Below are 19,442 nucleotides of genomic sequence, written 5' to 3' on the forward strand. Positions count from 1 at the left end.
AAGAAGCTCGGGTTCTTCCAGGGGCACGAAAAGAGGTGCCTGACCTGGGCTCTTTCCCGGGTCGGGCGCCTCCCTGGAGCCCCCTGCCCTTCCCCATGAGGGGCGGCTCAGGAGTAGCGGCGGGCCCCGGTTCTCCTCTCGGAGCCGGGGCCCTGACCGTGGGCCCTGGGGCGTGGGATCAGACGGAGTTCCGGGCGGCGGTGGTGCGGCGGCGCATCCTGATCAGAACGCCCGCGGCGGCGCCGCCGAGGAGCAGCGCGCCGAGGGCGTACGGGCTGCCGCTGTCACCCTCGTCCGCGCCGGCGCCCGCGGCCCAGCCGAAGCCCGCTTCCACGGCACCGATCGGCCTGCCGGAGATCTGGTAGGTGACGGTCTGCTTGATGCGGGGCGGGCACTTGAGGGTCACGGTGTCCGTGCCGGAGACGGCGTCCAACGGGAGCGTGAACTTGCCCACCAGGACGCCCTCCCGGTCGCCCGGCAGCAGGTGGAACTTCCCGCCCGCCTCCGACTCGCCCTTGCCGTATGTCTCCTTGCCGCAGGCGGTGGTGCTGACGGTGACGGTGGTGCCGGGGGCCGCCTTCCCCGGATTGACCCGGACGTCACCGCCGGGCGCCGCGACGGCGGAGGGTGCGGACAGGACGAGGGCGCCGAGGACCAGGGCGAGCTGGGGACCCGTGCGTGCGAGACGCATGCTTCTTCTCTCCTTCGGTGGAGCTTTCCTGGCCGGCTGGGCCGCGCGGCTCCGGTGCTGTGCTCCGTGCACGAGGAGATCCCCGACCGGTGATCACCGCAACGGGAAGATCGCGCGCGATGCCCCCGGTTGGCGGATTGATCGTCCTCCCCGGTGATCAGCGCCGCAGGTCACAGCATCCCGTGCGGTGATCGGAAACGAACGGCCTCCTGCGCGCGAACGGGTGAGGAGCCTCGACCACGAGCGTTCTCGACACCGAAGCGCCCCGGACGCCCACGGCCTGATGGATCGTCAATCGGATCAGCGGGCGACCGGGGCGCCCCGGGGCATCCCTGCCCTGCCGGCGACGGGAAGGCGGTCAGTCCCGGCCCAGGATCGCCGTGAGGGCCTGCCTCAACGTCGCTTCGGGATCCGCCGACGCCCCTTCGGACCGCCACGCGACGATCCCGTCGGGGCGGACCAGCACCGCGCCGTCCGCGGTGACGCCGTGAGCCTCCGCCCAGTCCGTGTCGCTCGCCGGGGAGAGCTCCGCGTCGGGCCCGTCGCCGATCCGGTACGCGTCGAGCGGCACCGACAACTGCCGCCCGACGCGTGTCGCCGCGGTGTGCCACGTGCCGGCGCCGTCCTCGGAACTCAGGAGTACCAGGGACCGCTCGTACAGGTCGAGGGTGGAGACCCGGGTCCCGGCGCGGTCCAGCCACAGGTGGGGTGCCCGGCTCCCGGGTTCGCCCGTCAACCGCAGTCCGTCGGGTACGACCGGCAGCGTCCGGTCGGCGCCCAGGACGGCGCCCTGCGGATAGCGGTAGCCGAGCACCTCGTTGAGGATGCCGCCCTTCCTTCCCTTGGGACTGCCGGATCCGGGGCCGGGGGCGTACCCGGGGTGGCTGTGCTCGACCGACCGCGCCGAAGCCCGGGCGCTCGTCGCCTCCGCGACCGGCCGGCGCTCCGCGTCGTAGGACGCGAGCAGTCCGGGGCCGGCCCAGCCGCCCAGTACGGCGGCGAGCTTCCAGGCGAGGTTGTGCGCGTCCTGGATACCGGTGTTGGAGCCGAACGCCCCGGTGGGCGGCATCTCGTGGGCGGAGTCTCCGGCGAGGAACACCCGGCCGTCCGCGTACCGTTCGGAGATTCTCTGGGCCGCGTGCCAGGGCGCTCTGCCGGTGATCTCCACATCGAGGTCCGAGACCCCCACGGCCCGCCGGATGTGGTCCCTGCACCGCTCGTCGGTGAACTCCTCGAGCGTCTCGCCCTGTTCGGGGTGCCATGGAGCGTGGAACACCCAGCGCTCCCGATTGTCGACCGGCAGCAGGGCCCCGTCGGCCTCCGGGTTCGTCAGGTAGCAGACGATGAAGTGCCGGTCGCCGACGACGTCCGCGAGGCCGCGGGAGACGAAGGTGATGCTCACGTTGTGGAAGAGGTCGCCCGGACCGTTCTGCCCGATGCCGAGCTGCTCGCGAACAGGGCTGCGCGGGCCGTCCGCCGCGACGAGATAGTCCGCGCGGATGGTGGTGTGCTCACCGGTGCCGCGGCTCTTGACCTGTGCGGTCACCCCTTCGGCGTCCTGCTCGAAGGACATCAGTTCCGTCGCGAACCGCAGATCTCCGCCCAGTTCCCGAGCGCGCTCGAGCAGCACCGGTTCGAGATCGTTCTGGCTGCACAGGCACCATCCGGCGGGGCTGAAGCGGGCGACCCCGCCGCCGGGGTCGATCTCCTTGAACAGCCACTCGCCGACGTCGCCCACCAGGCTCGGTGTCTGCAGGATGCCGTTGTTGGGCGCCAGGACCGACGCGGCCTCCCGGATGGAATCCGCCACCCCGGCGCTGCGGAACAGCTCCATCGTGCGCAGGTTGTTGCCGCGGCCACGCGGGTGGATCGAGGTGCCCGTATGGCGCTCCACCAGTGTGTGCGGCACGCCGAGACGCCCCAGGAACAGCGAGGTGGACAGGCCCACCAGCGAGCCGCCGACGATGAGTACGGGCGTGCGGTGACCGGTTGCTCCGCCGGCCACGTCGAATCGGTTCATTGTTCGTCTCCGGCGTCACCTGCGACGCGAATCGGGGATGGGATGCAGATTCATGCCCTTCGGGGACGGGCCCGCGTGCCGGGGGCACCCGGATGACACGCGGTTCACTCGTCCGCTTCACGGGGCTCGCGCGCTGTCGGCGCTCCCGTCAAGGATCGACACACGACGGACCCGGCGTGTCGGTCACGTAGGCCGTTCCCCCCCTCCCCCCACCGAGAAGAGAAGAGGTGTGCCGGATGGCCCCCTCGGGACGCATCTCGCAGTCCGTGTTCGACGGCTCCAGGCTGCGGGTGATCCTCCTGCTCGACCTGTACGAAGGCGCGCAGCAGCAGTTCCTGGACGCGTACGAACTCATGCGCAAGCAGGTCGCCTCCGTTCCCGGTCACATCAGTGACCAGCTCTGCCAGTCCATCGAGAACCCCTCGCAGTGGCTCATCACCAGCGAGTGGGAGAGTGCGCCGCCGTTCCTCGCCTGGGTGAACAGCGAGGAGCACGTCGAAACCGTCAAGCCGATGCACAGCTGCGTCCGGGACACCCGTTCGATGCGCTACAGCATCCTCCGGGAGACCAGCCCCGGTCAGCAGACCGCGCGGACCGCGGCACCGGCCGACGCGCAGGTGAAGGCCCGCGAGGGCGACGGTGTGGCCCGCCACGCCCTCACCTTCACCGTCAAGCCCGGATCCGAGTCGAAGGTGGCGGAGCTCCTGGCCGGGTACGAGTCGCCCCGGGCCCAGGTCGACGAGACCACACGGCTGCGCCGCACCTCCCTCTTCATGCACGGCAATCGCGTCGTGCGTGCCGTGGAGGTGGAAGGCGACCTCCTCGTGGCCCTGCGGCACGTCGCCCGTCAGCCCGAGGTACGAGCGGTCGAGGAGGCCATCAACCCGTACCTGGAGCAGGACCGGGACCTGACCGACCCCGAGTCGGCACGTGTGTTCTTCACCCGGGCCGCGCTCCCGGCCGTCCACCACGTGGTGTCCGACCGGCCGACGCCGGCCGACCTGCGACGGCACGCGCTGTACTACCCGGCCAAGGAAGGCCACGGGATGGAGCTGGCCCGGCTGCTCTCCGATCAGGACCGCGTCGCGGCGGACGATCCGAACAGCCCGGTGTACGGCAGCACGGTCTTCCAGCGCGACGACATCGTGGTGCGCCTCGTCGACATCACGGGTGAACTCGACCTCGACCCTGTCGCCTCGCTCGGGCTCAAGGGATCCGGTCGGGCCGCGGAGCTGGAACGTCTCCTCGACGGCGCCGCGATCGGCGTCGAGGGCTCCCTGCAGACGGAACGCAACATCAACCGGCTCCTGTCGCACGCCGACATGCTGCCCGTCACCGACCGCTCGGCGGATTCCTGACGGCCGGCCGTGGCCCCACCGCAGTCGCTCCCCCAGCACGTCACTGGCACATCCGGAGGTATCAACCATGCTCAAGCAGCGCCCACGCATCGTGACCCTGAGCGAGACGGAACCCAACCGCAGGCGGGGAGGTGACCTGCGGGCCATGCTCACGCCGGCCACGGTCGGTTCCACCAGCGGCTTCATGGGCCTGGCCATCGTTCAACCGGGTGAGCGCATCGGCGAGCACTACCACCCGTACTCCGAGGAGTTCGTGTACGTCGTATCGGGCGCGCTGGAAGTGGACCTGGACGGCGACACGTACGCGCTCCAGCCCGATCAGGGGCTCCTGATCCCGATCGACGTGCGGCACCGCTTCCGCAACGTGGGTGACGTCGAGGCCCGCATGGTCTTCCACCTGGGCCCGCTCGCCCCCCGGCCGAGCCTCGGCCACGTCGACACGGAGGTCACCGACGAGGCCGAGCTCGCCGCCGCGGGCCCGCACGTGACCGTGCACGACCCCGGCCGGGTGCCCGAGCGAAACGGGGCCATCGAGTGACCCGCCGAGTGGCCGTCACCGGCATCGGTGTGGTCGCTCCGGGCGGCACCGGAGCGAAGGCGTTCTGGGACCTCCTCGCCGCCGGCCGTACCGCGACCCGCGGCATCACCCTGTTCGACCCGGTCGGACTGCGCTCCCGCATCGCCGCCGAGTGCGACTTCGACCCGGCGGACCACGGACTGGATCCGGACCTGAGCGGCCACGTCGACCGGTACATCCAGTTCGCCGTCGTCGCCGCCGGGGAAGCCGTCCAGGACTCCGGGCTCGACACCGACACCGAAGACCCCTGGCGCGTCGCCGTCTCCCTGGGCAGCGCCGTCGGCGGCACCACCCGGCTCGAACACGACTACGTCCTGGTCAGCGAGGGCGGGCGGCGGTGGGACGTGGACCACCGCGCGGCCGGCCCCCGACTGCACATGGCGTTCTCGCCGAGCACGCTCGCGTCCGTCGTGGCCGAACGGTTCGGCGCCCGCGGCCCGGTGCAGACGGTCTCCACCGGATGCACCTCCGGCCTCGACGCCGTGGGCTACGCCTTCCACACCATCGCGGAGGGCCGGGCGGACGTCTGCATAGCGGGCGCGTCGGACTCCCCGATCTCCCCGATCACCATGGCCTGCTTCGACGCCATCAAGGCCACGTCGCCCGACAACGACGACCCGGAGCACGCCTCCAGGCCCTTCGACAACAACCGCAACGGTTTCGTCATGGGCGAAGGCGCGGCCGTCCTCGTCCTGGAGGAGTACGAGCACGCCAGGGCCCGCGGTGCGCACATCTACTGCGAGATCGGTGGTTACGCCACCTTCGGCAACGCGTACCACATGACCGGTCTGACCGGCGAGGGGCTGGAGATGTCCCGGGCGATCGACACCACGCTCGACCAGGCCCGGGTCGACCCCACGCTGATCGACTACGTCAACGCGCACGGCTCGGGCACCCGGCAGAACGACCGGCACGAGACCGCCGCCGTGAAACGGTCCCTGGGCGCGCACGCCTACGACACGCCCATGAGCTCCATCAAATCCATGGTGGGGCACTCGCTGGGCGCCATCGGCGCGATCGAGGTGGCCGCCTGCGTCCTGGCGCTGAAGCACCAGGTGGTACCTCCGACGGCGAACTACGAGACCCCCGACCCCGAGTGCGACCTGGACTACGTGCCGCGCACCGCCCGCTCCCGGAAGCTCAGGAACGTGCTCTCCGTGGGCAGCGGATTCGGCGGCTTCCAGTCCGCGGTCCTCCTGACGGGGCCGGGCGGGAGGACACGATGAGCACTGAACGCCCGCGACGCGCGGTCGTCACCGGCATCGGCGTGATCGCCCCCAACGGACAGCGTAGCGACGCGTACTGGAAGTCCGTCCGGGAAGGCCTCGGCGTACTGGACCGGATCACCCGCGAGGGCTGCGAGGACCTGCCGCTCAAGGTCGCGGGCGAGGTCCGGGGCTTCGACGCCTCCGACCTGATCGAGGAGCGTTTCCTCGTCCAGACCGACCGCTTCAGTCACTACGCGATGGCTGCGGCCCAGCTCGCCCTCGACGACGCCGGGCTCGCCCCGGACGACCCGGAGGAGCCCTTCTCGATCGGCGTCGTCACCGCGGCCGGCTCCGGCGGCGGTGAGTTCGGCCAGCGAGAGCTGCAGAAGCTCTGGGGCCAGGGGTCCAAGTTCGTCGGCCCGTACCAGTCCATCGCCTGGTTCTACGCCGCCAGCACCGGCCAGATCTCCATCCGGAGCGGGTTCAAGGGGCCGTGCGGTGTGGTCGCGAGCGACGAGGCGGGCGGACTGGACGGCCTCGCCCACGCCGCTCGGGCCGTACGGCGCGGGACCGGCGCGGTGGTCGTCGGAGCGGCGGAGGCGCCCCTCGCCCCGTACTCGATGGTGTGCCAGCTCGGATATCCGGAGCTCAGCACCGTCGAGGACCCGGACCGCGCCTACCGGCCCTTCACCGCGGGAGCCTGCGGCTTCGTTCCCGCGGAGGGCGGTGCGATGCTCGTCGTGGAGGACGAGTCCCGTGCCCGCGACCGGGGAGCGGCCGTGCGGGCCGTCGTGGCCGGCCACGGCGCCACGTTCACCGGAGCCTCCCGGTGGAAGGAGTCCCGGGAGGGACTCGCCCGCGCCATCCGTGTCGCCCTCGACGAGGCCGAGTGCGCGCCCGAGGAGATCGACGTCGTCTTCGCCGACGCCCTGGGCGTTCCGGACGCGGACCGCGCCGAGGCGATGGCGATCGCCGACGCCCTCGGGGCACACGCCGGCCGCGTCCCCGTCACGGCGCCCAAGACGGGCATCGGCCGCGCCTACTGCGGGGCGCCCGTCCTGGACACCGCCGCGGCGGTCTTCGCGATGGAACACGGCCTGGTCCCCCCCACCCCCAACGTGTTCGACATCTGCCACGACCTCGATCTGGTGATGTCCCGCGCTCGCCCCGCCGAGCTGCGCACGGCCCTCGTCCTCAGCCGGGGACTCATGGGATCCAACGCGGCGCTGGTCGTGCGCCGCGGCGACTGCTCCGCCCGGTAGGACCGGGCGGGAAGGAGAACACTGATGATCACCACCGCACTGACCTTCGACGAACTCGCCGCGCTGATGAAGCAGGCGGCCGGGGTCACCGTCGACGCCGGGAAGCTGGACAAGGAGCCGGACACGCCGTTCGCCACCCTCGGCCTCGACTCGCTCGGCCTGCTCGGGATCGTCGGCGAGCTGGAGAACCGGTACAGCGTGTCGCTGCCCACCGACGCCGAGCGCTGCAAGACGCCCGCCGAGTTCCTCGGCCTGGTCAACACCGCCCTCAAGACGGGAGTCTGACGTGGCCGGCCACACCGACAACAGCATCACCATCGACGCCCCCCTCGACCTCGTCTGGGACATCACCAACGACATCGAGAAGTGGCCCGACCTCTTCAGCGAGTACGCCTCCCTCGAAGTCCTCTCCCGCGAGGGCGACTCCACCACCTTCCGCCTGACCATGCACCCGGACGAGTCCGGGAAGGTCTGGAGCTGGGTGTCGGAGCGCACCGTGGACCGGCCCGGCCGGACCGTTCGCGCCCGCCGTGTGGAGACCGGCCCGTTCGACCACATGAACATCCGGTGGGAGTACGAGGAGACGCCGGCCGGCGTCCACATGCGCTGGGTGCAGGACTTCGCGATGAAGCCCGACGCTCCGGTCGACGACGCCTGGATGACCGACAACATCAACCGCAACTCCCGTACGCAGATGGCCCTCATCCGGGACCGCATCGAGCAGGTCGCCCACGACCGCCGGAACGCCTCGGTCCTGCCCGGCTGACCGCACTCGGCCGCCCACACCCACGCCCACACCCAGAATGGACGCTCGATGCACCACGCTCTGATCGTCGCCCGCATGGCGCCCGATTCGGCGCCGGCGATCGCCGACGTCTTCGCCGCCTCCGACCGGGGCGAGCTGCCGCACCTGGTCGGCGTCACCCGGCGTCGCCTGTTCCAGTTCGGCGACGTGTATCTGCACCTCATCGAGTCGGACCAGGACCCGGCGCCGGCCATCGCGAAGCTGACCGGCCACCCTGAGTTCCGCGACGCCAGCGAGAGACTGTCGGCGTACGTCAGCGCGTACGACCCGAAGACGTGGCGGAGCCCCAAGGACGCCATGGCGCAGTGCTTCTACCGCTGGGAGCGCGACGGGGGTTCCTGATCCCCCGGTACGCACGGCAGGGAATACCCGAGGCCGCCCGCCCCGCGAACGACGCGGAGCGGGCGGCCTCGGGTTTTCCTCCTTCGCGCCGGTCAGACCGGAACGGTGCACTCGAAGGCGTGGAGGTACGCGTTGACCGGGCGGATCTCGCCGATGACGAGCCCCGCGTCCGTCAGCCGGTCGACCATGCTCTGCCGGGTGTGCTTCGCACCGCCGACGTTGAGGAGCAGGAGCAGGTCCATGGCGGTCGTGAACCTCATCGACGGCGTGTCGTCCACGAGGTTCTCGATCACGACGACCCGCGCGCCGGGGCGCGCCGCCCTGCGGACGTTGGCGAGCGCCCTGCGGGTACTGTCGTCGTCCCATTCCAGGATGTTCTTGATGATGTACACGTCCGCCTGGACCGGGATGTCCTCACGGCAGTCGCCGGCCACGACACGGACCCGCGGGGCCAGCGCCCCGCTGTCGCGCAGGCGCGGGTCGGCGTTCTCCACCACTCCCGGCAGGTCGAGCAGCGTGCCGTGCAGGGAGGGATGCTTCTCCAGCAGGCTCGCCAGGACGTGTCCCTGGCCGCCACCGATGTCCGCGACGGAGGACACGTCCGTGAGGTCGAGAAGGTTCGCGACGTCACGTGCCGACTGCTGGCTCGACGTCGTCATGGCCCGGTTGAAGACGTAGGCGGACTCGGGCGCCTCTTCGTTGAGATAGGCGAAGAACTCCCGCTCGTACACGTCCTCGAAGACGTTGCGTCCGGAGCGCACCGCTTCGTCGAGCTTCGGCCAGACGTCCCACGTCCACGGCTCGGTGCACCACAGTGCGATGTAGCGCAGGCTGTGCGGATCGTCCTCGCGCAGCAGCCGGGACATCTCCGTGTGGGCGAAGGTGCCGTCGGGGTTCTCGGTGAAGACCCCTTGGCAGGACAGCGCGCGCAGCAGTCGGCGCAGTGTCCGCGGCTGGGTCTTCACCGCCACCGCCAGGTCTTCCACGGTCATGGGCGTGTCGCCCAGGGCGTCGGCCACACCGAGGCGGGCGGCCGCACGTACGGCGGCGGCGCACGCCGCCCCGAATACGAGCTCCCGCAGTCGCATGGGCGGCGGGGGAGCCGGATCAACCGTTGTCATCTTCTGCCTTGTCCTTGCTGTCGTGCCATGGGCGATGGCGGGGAACCCGGTGGGTCAGCACATTCCGGCGGGCTCCGAGAGCGTGCACGTGTTGCGGGTGAAGGTGTTTCCCTGGCCGGTGTCCCGGTTGGCCAGATCGGCGGTGCCGTTGCGCATCACCACGTTGTCGCGGATCTCGTTCTGCTCGTTCAGGGCGCCCACGAAGCTCTTGAACAGCACGATGCCGCCCGAGAGCGGCGAGGTGCCCACGTTGTCGACGACCCTGTTCTTCTCGACCACCGTCTCCTCGGTACCGGTGAGGACGATTCCCGAGCCCTGCAGGAAGGGCAGACGAGGGGTCTTCGGGCAGTGCTTGTTGTTGGCGTGGATGTTGTTCCGGCGCAGGGTCATCGCCCCGGCGCGCGGCTTGGACTCGTCGCCCACCACGAACACCGCGGCGCAGTTCCCGGTCGCGTCGTTGTGGTCGACGGTCAGGTTCCGGAGGCGCCTCACCGTGATGCCGATCCGGTTGCCGGACAGGTTGTTGTGCGTGATCACCGTCCCCATGGCGTCCGTGGCACCGCCCTCCCTGTCGACGGTGTTGGCCAGGAACAGTCCGGCGTCGCCGTTGTTCCTGGCGGTGTTGTGGCTGAACACACCACGCACGGATCTCTCCTGGCCGATGCCCCACTTTCCGTTCTTCTCGGCGAGCACTCTGTGGACCCTCAGCCGGTCGGTCCAGGACGCCCAAAGGCCGTTGGCGGTGAAGCCCCTGAGCGTGAGCGAGCGGACGGTGACGCCCTGGACGGGGCGGCTCTCCGTCCCGGTCACGCAGATGCCGTGACCGGCCTTGGCGCACGCGTCGCCGGCAGCGGCGCCGCCGGGCACGATGACGGTGGAGGAGAGGCCCGAGCCTCGCAGGGTCAGGCCCGACGTGGTGATGCGGACGCTCTCACGGTAGGTGCCGGGCGACAGGACGATGGTGTCCCCCGGCTTCGCGGTGTCCACGGCCTTCTGAATCGATTCGCCCGGCTTCACCCGGTGCACCGTCCGGCTGTCGGCCGCCGAGACGGCTGCGCCCGACCCCGAGGCCACGACAGCCACGGTGCATGCCAGGAGGGCGATCTGTCGTTTGGTCATGTGCCGAAGCTATGAGCGCGTCTGCCGGCCTGCCACCGCTGATCCTCCAGGCGGACCTAGGCATACCTCCCTGCGGTCCACGCATGGGCGTGGCGCGCGCGTCCTGGGCGAAAACGCCGCTCCCCCGTGGATCATGGCGCCGCCGGGGGCATCTCCTCGGTGCGGCGGGCAGGGAAGGGGTTCGGATGCGTAAGTGGTGGCCCTTGGCGGCGATCTGTCTGGGCACCTTCATGCTCCTTCTGGACGTCACGATCGTGACGGTGGCGCTGCCCGCCATGGCGACGGACCTCGGCACCTCGCTCTCCGAGCTGGAGTGGGTGGTCGACATCTACGCTCTGGCACTGGCGTCGCTGCTGCTCGGCGTCGGTTCCCGTGCCGACCGGATCGGCCGCAGGAAGGTGTACCTCGTCGGGCTGATCGTCTTCACCGCGGCTTCGGTGGTGTGCGCGGTCGCCCCGAACGCGGGTGTGCTGATCGGCGCCCGGGCGGTACAGGGGCTGGGCGCCGCCGGAATGTTCGGTACGACGATCGCCCTGCTCGGCATGCACTACAGCGGCCGGGAGCGGGGGGTGGCCTTCGCCGTGTGGGGGGCCACCAACTCGGTCGCCGCGGCGGCCGGGCCGATGGTCGGCGGAGTCCTCACGCAGTACCTGGACTGGCGGTGGATCTTCTTCGTCAACCTGCCGGTCTGCCTGGCCGCCGTCGTGCTGACCCTGCGTTCGGTGCGAGAGGCCAAGGGCCAGGGCCCGCAGCGTGCGGACGTGCTCGGCATGGTCACCTTCACGGTGGCGAGCGGGGCCCTCACGTTCGGGCTGATCCGAGCCCACTCCGACGGCTGGGCGGCACCCCTCACGCTCGGCCTGTTCGCGGCGGCGGCCGTCGCCCTCACCCTCTTCGTCGTGGTCGAGAGGAGGGTCGAGCACCCCGTCCTCGACCTGTCGCTGTTCCGCAGCCCGTCGTTCACCGGCATCATGATCAGCGCCCTCTTCCTGCAAGGCGCCGCGTTCGCCTCTCTCTTGTTCGAGTCGCTGTGGATGCAGTCCGTACTGGGGTACGAGCCCGTCGAAGCGGGTCTGTACATCCTGCCCATGTGCGCCTCCGCGTTCGTCGTCTCCGCGCTCGCGGGCCGCTTCGGCCCCTGGCCCCCTCGGGCGACCATCGGGGGCGGGCTGGCGCTCATCGCCCTGGGCTCCGGGATGCAGGCCAGCCTCGACGCGGGGTCCACGGGCAGCAGCCTTGTGGCGGGGCTCGTCGTCTCCGGCCTGGGGGTCGGGCTCGTGACACCGAGTCTGTCGGCGGCGGCCCTGGCCACGGTGCCGCCGGAGCGCGGAGGCATGGTGGGCGGTGCGGTCAACACCTTCCGCCAGTTGGGCTTCGCCCTGGGGATCGCCGTGTTCGGCGTGATCTTTCAGGCGCGGATCGAGAGTGTGCTGAAGGCCGGCGGCAGTGTCCCGGACCCGCACGAGGCGGCCGTCGCGCTGAGCGGCGGACAAGCCCGGTCGATCGTCGCCGGCTGGCCGGAAGGTGAACGCGCCGGGATGGCGCACCTGGTACGTGAGGCGTTCGCGTCCGGTCTGAACGCGGTGCTCGTCGTGGCGGCGGCGCTGGGGGCGGTGGCCTCACTGCTCGTGGTCTCGACGGTACGCGTCCCCACGGGCGGCGCCGAGCAGCAGAGGCCGGAGGCGGGCACGAGCCCACGCGGACAGGAGACACGAGCGGACGCGGCCCTGTAGGGCGGCCGCCCACGCGGCAGCCGGCGCACGGCCCGCCGGACGGCGGCGGCCCGCTCGGCCTGGTGTCCACCGAGCGGGTCGCGCCGGCTGCGGCTGTCACCGGGTCTGGATCGTGCGCCCGGACGATGAGGTCGACCGCGACCGGCGCGCGCGCCTGAACCGGGCGTCGGGTTCTGCCCCGCACGGGTGTCCCGGCCTGTTGGTCCTCGACCTATCTGCCCGGCACGGGGGTGATCGCGGTGGCGGGGTCAGGCCGAGTAGGTGCGGGCGGGGTCGCCCACCCACCAGTTGCCGGGGGCCTGCGGATCGCGGCTCGTCCAGTACTCGATGACGGCTTCGACGAACTCGTCCTCGGAGAGCGTGCCGTTCCCGTCACGGTCCAGGCGCCGGAAGGCGGTGTCGGAAGCCGCGCGCTCGATGCCGGGGAAGTGGCCGCGCTGAAAGGTGAAGAACTCGTCCGGGTCGACGAGGCCGTCGCCGTCGGTGTCCGCGATGGACAGGAACGCCAGTGCCAGCGCCCCGAGGGTGCTGCGGGCGGCGGCCGGGTCGTCGGCGAGGGCGGCGGTGGCGGCGATGAACTCCTCGCGGGTGATGGCCTCACTGCCCGGCGGCAGGGACGGCAGGTGCAGATCGCGCCAGATGGCGATGTACGCCGCCACCAACCGCGCTTCCTGCGGCGAGTCCGGTTCGTGGCCCAGCGAGCGGGCGGACGAGCGTCCCATCAGGACGTGGTCGTGCTCCGTCAGCCGGCCGTCCTTGTCCGCGTCGAGGCTGTCGAAACCGTAGGCGATCTTCGCCGTCAGCAGGTCGTCGTCCATGCGTTCTCCTCCTTGCTCCGGGCGAGCCGTCGAGGGAGGCCCGCTCGCAGGAGAACGACCGACCGGATGACAGGACACCGTTCGCCGGTGCCCGGCGGTCGCGGTCCTCCCGCCCCGGACCCCGCCGTCGGGCTCGGACGGCACCGTGATCCGGGCGTCGGTGGTGCGGGGCGTCCCGGTGGACGGGGGCCGGGCCCGGAAGCTGACCTCCGACGGCGCCCGGGTGAGCCACCCTCGTATCTCCCCGGACGGAAGGCTGCTCGCGTGGACCTCGTCCCGCGACGGCACGCCCGAGGCGTACGTCGTCCCGCTCGCCGGCGGCACGCCGCGCAGACCGACCCACTTCGGCCATCCCCGTACCCGGGTCGCGGGCTGGCCCCCCGGGGGCGAGGTGGTCGTCCTCACCCCGCAGCACACCCCTTCACCGCTCGCCACCTGGGCCTGGAGCGTCCCCCGGAGGGCGGTCCGGCGCGGCGGCTGCCGTACGGGCCGGTGGGCGACCTCGCCACCGGCCGCACGGCGAGGTGCTGCTGCGGAGCGTCGCGATGCTTCCGCAGTCGGCGTGCTGGAAGCGGTACCGGGGCGGCGCGGTGGGCCACCGGGCTCGGCCGCGGACTGCTCCTGGACATCGACCCCCGGGCCATCGACCTGGCCGTGTCCGGGAACGCCGGGGGCGACCCCGAACCGCGTACGGCCCTGTGCCTGTTCCTCGGTCGGCGCATGCCCGGGGCCGCGGGGCTCGACGACCGCCTGATCCACGGGCGATGAGGCGGTTGGCCCACCCCCGGACGCCATCCGGGGGCATCCCGCCCCTGCGTCCCGCGCGTCCCGGCCGTCCCGGCCGTCCCGGCCGTCCCGGCCCGTCCCGTATCGCTCCCGTATCCCTCCCGAGGTGCTCCCCACCGCGGACCCCGACGGCACCATGTCCTTCATTCGCCAAGTCGCCCGTACACCTCCGACTTGGCCTTCTCGGCGGGTATCCGTCGAGGCATCGACATCGACTTGCGAAGACAAGGACTCGGAGTGATACCCATCGGTACGGCCCTTCCGGCCTCCCAGGTGCCGGCCTCCCGGCTGCCCGTCGCCCGCGCGGCACTCGTCCTGTTCGTCACCCTGCTCGCCATGCTGACGCTCTCCGCCCCCGCACACGCCCTGGACTCCACCACCTGGCTCCAGCGCAATCTCGCGGGGATCGGCTACCTGTCGTACAGCGGCATCGACGGCGTCTACGGCTCCCAGACCAGCACCGCGGTCCGCTCCTTCCAGCACGACAACGGGCTGGCCGAGGACGGCGACTACGGCAGCCGCACCGAACTCGCCCTGCACAACAAGGTGATGGAGGTGCAGCGCAAGGTCGGCACCACCGCCGACGGCGCCTACGGCGACGGCACCAAGTCCAAGGTGGCGGCCTGGCAGCAGGCGAACGGCCTGTCCGCCGACGGCGTCACGGGCCCCGCGACCATGAACACGATGCGCATCGCCCGCACCGTGAAGACGACCGGCCAGTGGAAGATCACCGAGCACGGCTGGTCCGTGAGCAGCCAGTTCGACTGCCTGGACAACCTCTGGATCCGCGAGAGCACCTGGAAGGTGTACGCGACGAACCCCTCGTCCGGTGCGTACGGCATCCCGCAGGCCCTGCCCGGCGACAAGATGGCCGTCGCGGGAGCGGACTGGCAGACCAACCCGGCCACCCAGATCGAGTGGGGCCTCGACTACATCAAGTCGCGGTACGGCACCCCGTGCGCGGCGTGGTCCTTCTGGCAGTCCCACAACTGGTACTAGGAACAAGGGGAATTCGACGATGACTTCCAACCTCTCGCGACGCTCGCTGCTGCGCTACGGCGCCGGCGCGGCGGCCGCCACCGGTCTGGCCGTCGGCACCGGCCTGGCCCTCGCCGGCCCGGCCGCCGCCTACAGCTGGCCCTCACAGCTCGCCCAGGGCTCCAGCGGCGCGGCCGTCAAGGAACTCCAGATCCGGATCGCCGGCTGGGCCGCCGGCTCGGCCCAGCAGACGTACGTCTCCGTGGACGGTGGCTTCGGTCCCGGCACCGAGGCGGCTCTCCGTCGGTTCCAGGCCGCTTACGGACTCACCGTGGACGGTGTGGCGGGGCCGGAGACGTTCAGCCGGCTCAACGCCCTGGAGAGCTCCGACGGATCGACCGCCCACTTCGACTTCGCCGAGTTCGCGAGCAAGGACGGCTCCGGCTTCTCGGGCGGCAAGGTGGACGCCACGACCGTCAAGGAGAACGTGCGCCGCAACATGTACAAGCTGGAGGCGCTGCGCAAGAAGTGCGGCGACCTGGCCGTCACGGTCAACTCCGGCTTCCGCAGCATCTCCCACAACGCGTCGGTGGGCGGTGCCTCCAACTCCATGCACCTGTACGGGATCGCCTCGGACGTCGCCATCTCCGGCCTGTCCACGAAGAACATCTACCAGAAGGCCGAGACCTGCGGCTACTCGGGCCTGGAGACCTACACGGTCTCGTGGCAGCACGTCGACTCCCGGGTCGAGTACGCCTACGGGTCGCAGTCCTGGTGGTGGCAGGACGGCGTGGCCTGACGCTCCCGCCCCTCCCTGCCCTCCGCACAGCGTCGCGGAACTCGGCCAGGGCCCCCGCGGGAGCGACCGGGTCGTCCCACCGCCACCGGTCACGCGTGTTCTCGCGTTTCGGGGCGGCCCGAAGAGAGGCGCCGGACCCGGGGTTTCCCCCGGGGTCCGGCGCCTCCCCGCTCCTCCTGGCGAACCCAGCGGTCAACCGCCGACGAACGATCCGGTCCACGGACTGCCCGCCCACGGCCCGATCACAGCCGGCTCACGCCCGACGTCACGGCTTCGGTCTCGCCCACCCGGGGCGGTGGAAGGGCAGGCGCTGGAACCGGCCAAGTCCCCACGCCCGCCCGTCACCACGGTGGACCCGCGCATCGACCGCGAGCCCCACCCGCGGCAGGGCGCCGACGAGGCACCACAGCGGCGGGAGAATCGGACAACTCCGGATCGGTGTAGCGGGCATGGGCGAGCACCTTGCGAACAGCCGCCCGCAAGTCGGGCAGACCGGTGGCCACCCGGTCGTCGGCGAAGACCCGGCCCGGTCGGAAGCGGGCGTACGCGCACCAGGTGCCGTCGTCGTCCCGGATCGCCCGGCCGATGGGGAAGCCACCGGGAAACCCGTCGTCCACACAGACGTACACCACACCGCCCTGCTCGACCGGACGGTCCGGCACCAGCAGGATCCCACGCTGTCTCGACGGCGATGTCCGCGCGTTCGATTCGGCAGCCATGTCTCTGTCCCTCCGGTTCAGCCCTCGGCGGGCGGTGGCCGGACCCCCGTGACCGGCCACCGTCCGCCCTCATGTGTGCAGGCCGGTACTTCCCGGATGGCCGGGACTCGGCGGGGCACTTGCGCAAGCCTCGCGGAAGCCGCTGCAATGCCGATGAAATTCCGATGGCGCGAAAGCGGAGGCATCACATGGGGGCGCAACAGCCGCGACGGCTTCGGCTCGTGCTGCTCGGTCCGGTGCAGCTCTGGCACGAGGACAACCGGCTGCCGCTGGGGCCTGTCCGCCGACAGGCGGTTCTGGTCGCGCTCGCGCTGCGACCCGGTGCCCTGGTCAGTCAGCAGCAACTGCTCGATTCGGTCTGGGGTGATGATCCCCCGAAGACCGGCCGGAGCGTACTGCCCAGCTATGTGTACGCGCTGCGCCAGGATCTGGACGTTCCGGGCAGCAGCCCGGAGAAGTCGCTGATCCGTGGGGAGCGGGGCGGGTACCGCCTGGTCTCCGACAGGTTCACGCTCGATCTGACGGATCTCGCCGAACGCACCGACGCAGCCCGGCGGGCGAGGGTTGCCGGTGACCCGGCCGGTGCGGCGGACCAGTTGGCGAAGGCCCTGGCCCTGTTCGACGGTGAGCCACTGGCCGGGTTGCCGGGACCGTTCGCCGAGCAGGAACGCGAACGGCTGCTGAACCGGCGGCGCGAGGCACACGTGCAGCGAGTGGAATGCCTGGTCGACCTCGGCAGGCACGTCGAGGCCCTCGACGATCTCACCGAACTGTGCGCGTCCCACCCCTACGACGAGCCGCTCGCGGCACTGCGGATGCGGGCCCTGTACGGCAGCGGTCGCCAGGGCGAGGCCCTCACCGTCTTCGCGGAGCTGAGCCGGCTGCTGCGCACCGAGCTGGGGGCGAGCCCCGGTGAGGCGCTCGGCCGGGTGCACGAGGCGATGCTGCGCGGGGATCCGGCGATGATGCCCGGGACTCCCCCGCCCGCCCGCCGAACGGTCAATGAACTGCCAGGCGACGCGGGCCGCCTGATCGGGCGGGAGACCGAACTGGCCCGGTTGACAGGCGCCGCGGCCCCCGGGGCCGTGACCGTCCGGACCGTCGACGGACCGGCGGGAGTCGGCAAGTCGGCGCTTGTCGTCCGCGCGGCGCGCGAGCTGAGCGGCGAGTACCCGGACGGCTGTCTGTTCGTGGATCTGCGCGCCCACAGCACACAGCGGCGGCAGACGCCCGTGCGGGCGCTGCAACGGCTGCTGCGCTCGCTGAGCACACGGACCGGCGAACTTCCGGGCGAACTCGACGACTTGGTGTCCCTTTGGCGGACGGCGACCAGCGGGCTGCGGCTGCTGCTGGTCGTGGACGACGCCCTGGACGCCGACCAGGTACGGCCGCTGCTGCCGGCGGGCGCCGGAAGCCGGGTGCTGGTGGCAGGCCGCCGGCGGCTGGCGGGGCTGGACGCGGATCTGCGGGTCACCCTGGAACCGCTGAGAGCGGACGACTCCGTATCCCTGCTCGCCGACATCATCGGGGCACGGCGGTCGGACCAGGAGCCCGACGCGATCCGGCGGCTGGCCCGGCTGTGCGACGGGCTGCCGCTCGCCCTGCGCCTGGCGGGGTCACGCCTGCAGAACCGGGCCACCTGGACCGTCGACCACCTGGTGGGCCGGATGACGGGCGAGGAGCGACTCGGAGAGCTGAACGCCGGGGACCGTAGCGTGGAGACCGCGTTCCAGATGTCCTACGAGCACCTGGCCCCCGCACAACGACGCACCTTCAGGGTCCTGGGGGTGACGCCCACCGTGGAGTTCGACGCGCTGACACCGGCGGCCATGCTGGGGCTTCCCGGTGCCGAGACAGAGGTTCTGCTGGAGGAACTCGTCGACACCAGCCTGGTCCAGGAGCCTCGGCCCGGCCGCTACCGGCTGCACGATCTCGTCCGGGCACACGCACGACGACTCTCGAAGGCGACGCCGGACGAGGCCGCCGGGGCCCGCACCGCCGCGCTCCGTCTCCATCTCGACGCGGCGCGGATGGCCAGCGACTGGGGTGTCCAAGGCTTCCCGACCGGCCCTCGGCCGCTGGACGGGCCGTTCACGACCTGGCAGGAGGCGCAGACCTGGCTGGACAGGGCAGGCAGCGAACTCGCCGATGTCGTCGGTCACGCCGCGAACGCGGGCGACGCCGATCACGCCTGCTGGCTGGCCGAGGCCCTGACCGACTACTTCGTCCGGCAGGGCCGCTACCACGAGGCCGAGACGGCCGTGGAGACCGCCCTGGCCCACGTGGACGGGACGACAGATCCCCGGATGCCGCTCGCCCTGTGGAACTGCCTCGGTTACACGGCGATCCACCAACGCCGATACGCACGGGCCCGCACCTGTCTGGACCAGACACTGACACTGCTCGCGAACCGTCCCGACACCTACGAGGAGAGCCGGACCCGCATCGCTCTGGGTGCCATGGCCCTGAGCCTGGGCGACGCGGAATCCGCGATCCGTCACACGAGCGAAGGTCTCACCCTCGCCAGGAGCGGGACCAACGACTGGGTCGCGGCGACCGCACTGGTCATCCAAGGACTGTCGTACTACTTCGCCCACCAGAACGAGAAGGCGCTGACCTGTTTCGCCGACGCCCTCCCGCACGCGGAGGCGATCGGCCGCCCCCGGATGCTGGGCCGGGCGCTGAGCTGCGCCGCCGACGCGCACCTCCGGCTCGGCCAGTTCAAGCAGGCCAATCGCCATCTGCGAGCGGCAGTGGTACTGGTCGACCAGGTCAGCGACTACTTCCTGTGCGCCCGCAGTCTGACCCGACTGGGTACGGCGGAGCAGGCCGACGGCGACCCCGAGGCCGCGATCGCCCTGCACCATCAAGCCCTGCGCCAGCACCACTCGCTCTCCCGCCTCACCGAGCCCAGCTACGACTGGCTGGAGATGGACATCCGCACCCGGCTGGGCCACGCCTATCTGGCGACGGGACGCTGGAGTCAGGCCGAAGGCGAGTTCCGGACCGTACAAGACACCCACACCCGCTCCAGGGCCAACCGCTGACGGCCGCCTCCAGGACCCCGCACACACCGAGCACGCGGGCGATAGGGCTCACGGCCCCT

Annotated in this window: 17 protein-coding genes; 11 read left to right on the forward strand and 6 right to left on the reverse strand. The window is 71.4% G+C overall.

The window, feature by feature from the left end; translation table 11 throughout:
* Positions 1-178 precede the first annotated feature (178 nt).
* Both ASD33_RS32040 and ASD33_RS32045 read right to left on the reverse strand, forming a co-directional pair.
* Positions 179-691: a hypothetical protein gene (locus ASD33_RS32040; RefSeq protein ID WP_056568694.1), complete on the reverse strand. Its 513-nt coding sequence runs from the start codon at positions 689-691 to the stop codon at positions 179-181.
* Positions 692-1,049: 358 nt separating this feature from the next.
* Positions 1,050-2,711 carry an FAD-dependent monooxygenase gene (locus ASD33_RS32045; RefSeq protein ID WP_056568698.1) on the reverse strand — a complete coding sequence of 554 codons (1,662 nt, stop codon included), beginning with the start codon at positions 2,709-2,711 and terminating at the stop codon, positions 1,050-1,052.
* A 236-nt stretch (positions 2,712-2,947) separates the two neighbouring features.
* Here ASD33_RS32045 and ASD33_RS32050 point away from each other — a divergent pair, with 236 nt between their 5' ends.
* The 7 genes from ASD33_RS32050 (at position 2,948) to ASD33_RS32080 (ending at position 8,263) form a co-directional block, all read left to right on the forward strand.
* Entirely contained in the window at positions 2,948-4,069 is a 1,122-nt protein-coding gene (locus ASD33_RS32050) for a SchA/CurD-like domain-containing protein (RefSeq protein ID WP_056568701.1), read from the forward strand.
* Between the two features lie 67 nt (positions 4,070-4,136).
* Positions 4,137-4,607: a cupin domain-containing protein gene (locus ASD33_RS32055; protein WP_056568703.1), complete on the forward strand. Its 471-nt coding sequence runs from the start codon at positions 4,137-4,139 to the stop codon at positions 4,605-4,607.
* On the forward strand, positions 4,604-5,872 hold the full coding sequence (locus tag ASD33_RS32060; RefSeq protein WP_056568706.1) for a beta-ketoacyl-[acyl-carrier-protein] synthase family protein: 1,269 nt from the start codon (positions 4,604-4,606) through the stop codon (positions 5,870-5,872). Before ASD33_RS32055 ends, ASD33_RS32060 begins: the two co-directional genes overlap by 4 nt.
* Complete coding sequence (locus tag ASD33_RS32065) at positions 5,869-7,116, forward strand: ketosynthase chain-length factor (RefSeq protein WP_056568709.1); 1,248 nt, start codon at positions 5,869-5,871, stop codon at positions 7,114-7,116. Before ASD33_RS32060 ends, ASD33_RS32065 begins: the two co-directional genes overlap by 4 nt.
* Before the next feature lie 24 nt (positions 7,117-7,140).
* Complete coding sequence (locus ASD33_RS32070; RefSeq protein ID WP_056568712.1) at positions 7,141-7,401, forward strand: phosphopantetheine-binding protein; 261 nt, start codon at positions 7,141-7,143, stop codon at positions 7,399-7,401.
* A gap of 1 nt (position 7,402) precedes the next feature.
* Positions 7,403-7,882, forward strand: a complete 480-nt coding sequence (locus ASD33_RS32075; protein WP_056568713.1) for an SRPBCC family protein — start codon at positions 7,403-7,405, stop codon at positions 7,880-7,882.
* A gap of 48 nt (positions 7,883-7,930) precedes the next feature.
* Complete coding sequence (locus ASD33_RS32080) at positions 7,931-8,263, forward strand: TcmI family type II polyketide cyclase (RefSeq protein WP_056568716.1); 333 nt, start codon at positions 7,931-7,933, stop codon at positions 8,261-8,263.
* A 92-nt stretch (positions 8,264-8,355) separates the two neighbouring features.
* On the opposite strand, the gene ASD33_RS32085 is transcribed toward ASD33_RS32080, so the two are convergent.
* Both ASD33_RS32085 and ASD33_RS32090 read right to left on the reverse strand, forming a co-directional pair.
* Entirely contained in the window at positions 8,356-9,384 is a 1,029-nt protein-coding gene (locus ASD33_RS32085) for a methyltransferase (RefSeq protein WP_056568719.1), read from the reverse strand.
* Positions 9,385-9,438: 54 nt separating this feature from the next.
* Positions 9,439-10,503, reverse strand: a complete 1,065-nt coding sequence (locus ASD33_RS32090; RefSeq protein WP_056568722.1) for a right-handed parallel beta-helix repeat-containing protein — start codon at positions 10,501-10,503, stop codon at positions 9,439-9,441.
* Positions 10,504-10,688: 185 nt separating this feature from the next.
* On the opposite strand from ASD33_RS32090, the gene ASD33_RS32095 reads away from it, so the two are divergent.
* Positions 10,689-12,236 (forward strand): MFS transporter, encoded by a 1,548-nt coding sequence (locus tag ASD33_RS32095; protein ID WP_056568725.1) that lies wholly within the window; start codon positions 10,689-10,691, stop codon positions 12,234-12,236.
* 248 nt (positions 12,237-12,484) lie between these two features.
* Here the strand turns inward: ASD33_RS32095 and ASD33_RS32100 are convergent, their stop codons facing one another.
* Entirely contained in the window at positions 12,485-13,054 is a 570-nt protein-coding gene (locus ASD33_RS32100) for an EF-hand domain-containing protein (protein ID WP_056568728.1), read from the reverse strand.
* Between the two features lie 1,023 nt (positions 13,055-14,077).
* Between ASD33_RS32100 and ASD33_RS32110 the strand changes: the two genes are divergently transcribed.
* Together ASD33_RS32110 and ASD33_RS32115 are read left to right on the forward strand one after the other, a co-directional pair.
* Complete coding sequence (locus tag ASD33_RS32110; protein ID WP_056568734.1) at positions 14,078-14,839, forward strand: peptidoglycan-binding protein; 762 nt, start codon at positions 14,078-14,080, stop codon at positions 14,837-14,839.
* 19 nt (positions 14,840-14,858) lie between these two features.
* A complete protein-coding gene (locus ASD33_RS32115; RefSeq protein ID WP_056568736.1) occupies positions 14,859-15,617 on the forward strand; it encodes a D-Ala-D-Ala carboxypeptidase family metallohydrolase in 759 nt (252 codons plus the stop codon).
* 341 nt (positions 15,618-15,958) lie between these two features.
* Here ASD33_RS32115 and ASD33_RS35640 read toward each other — a convergent pair whose 3' ends face one another.
* Entirely contained in the window at positions 15,959-16,336 is a 378-nt protein-coding gene (locus tag ASD33_RS35640) for a hypothetical protein (protein WP_157870107.1), read from the reverse strand.
* A gap of 188 nt (positions 16,337-16,524) precedes the next feature.
* On the opposite strand from ASD33_RS35640, the gene ASD33_RS32120 reads away from it, so the two are divergent.
* Positions 16,525-19,383 (forward strand): BTAD domain-containing putative transcriptional regulator, encoded by a 2,859-nt coding sequence (locus ASD33_RS32120; RefSeq protein WP_242427205.1) that lies wholly within the window; start codon positions 16,525-16,527, stop codon positions 19,381-19,383.
* Positions 19,384-19,442: the final 59 nt, after the last annotated feature.

The organism is Streptomyces sp. Root1304, assembly GCF_001426405.1.
In the GTDB taxonomy this organism is placed as follows: domain Bacteria; phylum Actinomycetota; class Actinomycetes; order Streptomycetales; family Streptomycetaceae; genus Streptomyces.